Source organism: Methylobacterium sp. WL120 (assembly GCF_008039465.1).
Taxonomy (GTDB): Bacteria; Pseudomonadota; Alphaproteobacteria; order Rhizobiales; family Beijerinckiaceae; genus Methylobacterium; species Methylobacterium cerastii.
In genome coordinates, this window is record NZ_VRUT01000234.1 from 1 (window position 1) to 5402 (window position 5402).

A 5402-nucleotide genomic window follows, 5' to 3' on the forward strand; every position below is an offset into this window, starting at 1 on the left:
GGCGTGCCCTTCGCGGTGAAGAACCTGATCGACTGCGCCGGCCTGCCGACGCGGGCGGGCTCGAAGATCAACCGCGAGCGGGCGCCGACCGGGCGCGACGGCGCCCTGGTGCGCCGCCTGGAGGCGGCGGGCGCGATCCTCGTCGGCGCGCTCAACATGGGCGAGTACGCCTACGACTTCACCGGCGAGAACGTGCACGACGGCGACAGTCGCAACCCGCACGGGGCCGGCCACATGACCGGCGGCTCGTCGAGCGGCTCGGGCGGGGCGATCGCCGCCGGCCTCGTGCCGCTGACGCTGGGCTCCGACACCAACGGCTCGATCCGGGTGCCGTCGGCCTTCTGCGGATGCTTCGGCCTGAAGCCGACCTACGGCCGCCTGACCCGGGCCGGCAGCTTCCCGTTCGTCAACAGCCTCGACCACCTCGGGCCGATGGCGCGCAGCGTCGCCGACCTGGCGCTCGCCTACGACGCGATGCAGGGCCCCGACCCGGACGACGCGGTGGCGACGGCCCGTCCGGCGGAGCCGGTCCTGCCGGGGCTGGATTCCGGCCTCGGCGACCTCCGGATCGCCGTGGCCGGGGGCTACTTCGCGCGCGGCGGCGACCCGGAGGCGTTCGCGGCGGTGCAAGTGGTGGCCCGGGCGCTGTCCGCGACGCGGGTCGTCGAGATCCCGGAAGCCGCCCGCGCCCGGGCGGCGGCCTACCTGATCACCGCGGCGGAGGGCGCGGCGCTCCACCTCGACCGCCTCCGGACCCGGCCGGAGGACTTCGATCCGGCGGTGCGCGACCGCCTCATCGCCGGCGCGATGCTGCCGGCGCCCTTCGTCGAGCGGGCGCAGCGCTTCCGCCGCTGGTACCGCGGCGCGGTGGCCGACCTGTTCGCGGACGTGGACGTGATCATGGCGCCGTCCACCCCGTGCCGGGCGCCGCCGCGCGGCCAGACGCACTTCACCCTCGACGGCGTCTCGCTGCCGGTGCGCGCCAACATCGGCGTGTTCACGCAGCCGATCTCGTTCATCGGCCTGCCGGTGGCGGCGGTGCCGGTCTGGCTCGACGGCGGGCTGCCCCTCGGGGTGCAGGTGATCGCCGCGCCCTGGCGCGAGGACGTGGCCTTGCGGGTGGCGCGGGTGCTCGAACGGCTCGGCACCGTCCGCGCCCCGATCGCGGAGCTGGTCTGATGGTGATCGACGATTGGGAGGTGAAGGCCGAGGTCGAGGCGGCGTTCCGCGCCTACGAGGCCGCGCTGACGACGAACGACGTGCCGGTGCTCGAGGCGCTGTTCCGCGACGACCCCCGCACCATCCGCTACGGCGGGGGCGAGAACCTCTACGGCATGGACGCGATCCGCGCCTTCCGCCGGGCGCGCTCGCCCGTGGGCCTGGAGCGGACTTTGTCCGAGACGGTGATCACCACCTACGGGCGCGATTTCGCCACCGCGATGACCCTGTTCTTCCGTGCGAGCGCGCCGGGGCGGGTCGGCCGGCAGAGCCAGACCTGGGTGCGGTTTCCCGAGGGCTGGCGGGTGGTCGCCGCCCACGTGAGCCTGATCGACGGGTAGGGCGGCCCCGCCCGCCTGAATAAACAATCAGGGCTTCCGGCCGGTCTGGCCGCGCGCTTGCATGGAGCCGGGCGTCCTCTGCGGCGCCCGGTCACGGGTGGCCGCCCCACGGAGCAACCCCGCCCCACATGCCGTTCCGCTCGATGAAGACCTTCACCGCCCGCGCGGCCTTCGCCGGCTCCCTGATGCTGTCGGCCCAGGCCGTGATGGCCCAGGGCACGCTGCGGATCGGCATGACCGCCTCCGACATCCCGCTGACCACCGGCCAAGCCGACAACGGCGGCGAGGGCATGCGCTTCATGGGCTACACGGTCTATGACGGGCTCATCAATTGGGACCTGTCCTCGGCGACCAAGCCCTCCGACCTCGTGCCGGGGCTGGCCGAGAGTTGGGCGGTGGACGCCGCCGACAAGACCAAGTGGACGTTCAAGCTGCGGCCCGGCGTGAAATTCCACGACGGCTCCGACTTCACCGCCGACGCGGTGGTGTGGAACCTCGACAAGCTGCTGAAGAACGACAGCCCGCAATACGATCCGCGCCAGTCGGCGCAGGGGCGCACCCGCATCCCGGCGGTCGCGAGCTACAAGGTCGTCGACCCGACGACCGTGGAGATCGTCACCAAGGCGCCCGACGCGACGCTGCCCTACCAGATCGCCTGGGTGATGATGTCCTCGCCCGCGCAGTGGGAGAAGCTCGGCAAGTCCTGGGACGCCTTCGCCAAGACCCCGTCCGGCACCGGCCCGTGGAAGCTGACCCTGTTCGCCCCCCGCGAGCGCGCCGAGATGGTCCCCTTCAAGGAGTACTGGCACAAGGCGCGGGTCCCGAAGCTCGACAAGCTCGTGCTGGTGCCGCTGCCGGAGGCCAACGCCCGCGTCGCGGCGCTCCGCTCCGGCCAGGTCGACTGGATCGAGGCGCCCGCGCCCGACGCCGTCGCCTCGCTGAAGGGCGCCGGCTTCACCATCGTCACCAACACCTATCCCCACAATTGGACCTGGCACCTGTCCCGCGTCGAGGGCTCGCCCTGGAACGACGTCCGCGTGCGCAAGGCCGCCAACCTCGCCATCGACCGGGACGGCCTGAAGGAGCTGCTCGGCGGCCTCGCGGTGCCGGCGACCGGCTTCTTCCCGCCCGGCCACCAGTGGTTCGGCCACCCGACCTTCCAGGTGAAGTACGATCCGGCCGCCGCCAAGAAGCTGCTGGCGGAGGCCGGCTACGGCCCGAACAAGCCGCTCAAGACCAAGATCGCGATCTCGGCCTCGGGCTCGGGCCAGATGCAACCGCTGCCGATGAACGAGTTCGTGCAGCAGAACCTCGCCGAGGTCGGCATCCAGGTCGACTACGAGGTGGTCGAGTGGAACACGCTGATCAACATCTGGCGCGCCGGCGCCAAGGCCGACATCTCGCGCGGCGTGACGGGCATCAACTACTCGTACTTCATCCAGGACCCCTTCACCGGCTTCATCCGGCACCTGCAGTGCAACTTCGCCCCGCCGAACGGCACCAACTGGGGCTACTACTGCGATCCGGCGATGGACAAGCTGTTCGACCAGGTCCGCAACACCTTCGACAAGGCCGAGCAGACGGCCGTGCTGGAGAAGGTCCACGAGAAGTTCGTCGACGACGCGCTGTTCATCATGATCACCCACGACGTGAACCCGCGGGCGATGAGCCCGAAGGTGAAGGGCTTCGTCCAGGCGCAGAACTGGTTCCAGGATTTTTCGAACATCACCATGGCGACGGGGAAGTGAACCACGGCTCTTCCCTCCCCTGAAGCGGGGGAGGGCGCTTCGCGCATCATGACCTGGGATCGGAACAAGGAAACCCGAATCCGATGCTGCTCTACATCCTCAAGCGCCTCGTCGCCGTGACGCCGGTGGCGTTCGGAGTGAGCCTCGTCTGCTTCCTCCTGGTCCACCTCGCGCCGGGCGATCCCTTGAGCGCGATCCTGCCGGCGGACGCGACGCAGGCGACCATCGACGAGATGCGCGCCGCCTACGGCTTCGACAAGCCGCTGCCGGTGCAGTACGCGATCTGGCTCTGGCACGTGCTGCACGGCGACCTCGGCGTCTCGATCGCCACCGGCCGGCCGGTGCTCGGCGAGGTCACCCGCGCGGTGGTCAACAGCCTGATCCTCGCCTCGGTGGCGACGCTGATCGGCTTCACCTTCGGCACCCTGTTCGGGTTCGTCGCCGGCTATCACCGCAACTCGATCCTCGACCGGGTCGCCTCCGCGATCTCGGTCTTCGGCGTCTCGGTGCCGCATTACTGGCTCGGCATGGTGATGGTGATCGTGTTCTCGGCCAACCTCGGCTGGCTGCCGCCGACCGGGGCGGGGCCGGACGGCTCCGGCAACTGGCGGCCCGACTTCGAGCACCTGCGCTTCATCATCCTGCCCGCCGTGACGATGTCGGTGATCCCGATGGGCATCATCGCCCGCACCGTGCGCGCGCTCGTCGCAGACATCCTCGCCCAGGACTTCGTCGAGGCCCTGCGCGCCAAGGGCCTCGACGAGGTCGGGGTGTTCAAGCACGTGGTCCGCAACGCGGCGCCGACCGCGCTCGCGATCATGGGTCTGCAGCTCGGCTACCTGCTCGGCGGCTCGATCCTGATCGAGACGGTGTTCGCCTGGCCCGGCACCGGCTTCCTGCTCAACGCCGCGATCTTCCAGCGCGACCTCCCCCTGCTCCAGGGCTCGATCCTGGTGCTGGCGATGTTCTTCGTCGCCCTCAACCTCCTCGTGGACGTGATGCAGACCGCACTCGATCCGCGCATCGAGCGGGCCTGATCCGATGACAGCACCCGTCACCGCCGCCACCATGGCCCTCGACGGGGGCATCGCCCCCGCGGCGTCCGAAGTCGAGCCCGACGCCTTCGTCGCCTCGCGCGGCTACTGGGGCCATGTCGGCCACCGCCTGGTGCGCGACCCCGTGGCGATCACCGCCGGCGCGGTGATCCTCGCCATCGTAGTCGTCGCGATCCTGTCGCCGTGGATCACGCCGATGGACCCGTATCGCGGCTCGATGCTGCGCCGCCTGAAGCCCGTCGGCGACGCGACCTACTGGCTCGGCTCGGACGAGCTCGGCCGCGACATGCTGAGCCGCCTGATGGTCGGCGCGCGGCTGTCGCTGTTCATGGGCGTGACGCCGGTGCTGATCGCCTTCGTGATCGGCTCGTCGATCGGGATCGTGGCCGGCTACGTCGGCGGCTGGACCAACACGATCCTGATGCGCACCATCGACGTGTTCTTCGCCTTCCCCTCGGTGCTGCTCGCCATCGCGCTGTCGGGGGCGCTCGGGGCCGGCATCTTCAACGCCATCGTCTCGCTGACCTGCGTGTTCGTCCCCCAGATCGCGCGGATCTCCGAGAGCGTCACCACCGGCATCCGGGCGCGCGACTACATCGACGCCGCCCGGCTGTCCGGCGCCTCGGCGCTCACGATCATGCGGGTGCAGGTGCTCGGCAACGTGGTCGGGCCGATCTTCGTCTACTCCACCGGCCTGATCTCGGTCTCGATGATCCTGGCCTCGGGCCTGTCCTTCCTCGGCCTCGGGGTGCGCCCGCCCGAGCCCGAATGGGGCCTGATGCTCAACACGCTCCGCACCGCGATCTACGTGAACCCGACGGTGGCGGCGCTGCCGGGGCTGGCGATCTTCATCGTCTCGATCTCGTTCAACCTGTTCTCGGACGGCCTGCGCAGCGCCATGGAGATCCGCCAGTGACGGGCCTCGTCAGGGACGGAAACCGGGCGAAGCGCGGGTCCCTTCTCCCAGGGGGAGAAGGACAGGATGAGGGGCGTGACCTCTCCGGACGGCGCACGCCCCTCACCCCGACCCTCTCCCCAAC

General features: G+C 70.4%; 5 protein-coding genes. All 5 read left to right on the forward strand.

Annotation, left to right across the window (positions count from 1 at the left end):
- Window positions 1-1179, forward strand: a 1179-nt coding sequence (locus tag FV229_RS25035) for an AtzE family amidohydrolase (protein WP_147754525.1), incomplete at its 5' end; no start/stop codon positions are given.
- Window positions 1179-1559, forward strand: a complete 381-nt coding sequence (gene hpxZ, locus FV229_RS25040) for an oxalurate catabolism protein HpxZ (RefSeq protein ID WP_147754526.1) — start codon at window positions 1179-1181, stop codon at window positions 1557-1559. The genes FV229_RS25035 and hpxZ, both read left to right, overlap by 1 nt.
- Window positions 1560-1687: 128 nt before the next feature.
- Entirely contained in the window at window positions 1688-3307 is a 1620-nt protein-coding gene (locus FV229_RS25045) for an ABC transporter substrate-binding protein (RefSeq protein WP_147754527.1), read from the forward strand.
- A gap of 83 nt (window positions 3308-3390) precedes the next feature.
- Window positions 3391-4344, forward strand: coding sequence for an ABC transporter permease (locus FV229_RS25050; RefSeq protein WP_147754528.1), 954 nt, complete (start codon window positions 3391-3393; stop codon window positions 4342-4344).
- 4 nt (window positions 4345-4348) lie between these two features.
- Window positions 4349-5278, forward strand: a complete 930-nt coding sequence (locus FV229_RS25055; protein ID WP_147754529.1) for an ABC transporter permease — start codon at window positions 4349-4351, stop codon at window positions 5276-5278.
- Window positions 5279-5402 lie beyond the last annotated feature (124 nt).

Excerpts from the sequence above, each read along its gene's own strand:
- hpxZ (WP_147754526.1), top strand. The coding sequence starts at position 1,179 with ATGGTGATCGACGATTGGGAGGTGAAGGCCGAGGTCGAGGCGGCGTTC.
- FV229_RS25045 (WP_147754527.1), top strand. The coding sequence starts at position 1,688 with ATGCCGTTCCGCTCGATGAAGACCTTCACCGCCCGCGCGGCCTTCGCC.
- FV229_RS25050 (WP_147754528.1), top strand. The coding sequence starts at position 3,391 with ATGCTGCTCTACATCCTCAAGCGCCTCGTCGCCGTGACGCCGGTGGCG.
- FV229_RS25055 (WP_147754529.1), top strand. The coding sequence starts at position 4,349 with ATGACAGCACCCGTCACCGCCGCCACCATGGCCCTCGACGGGGGCATC.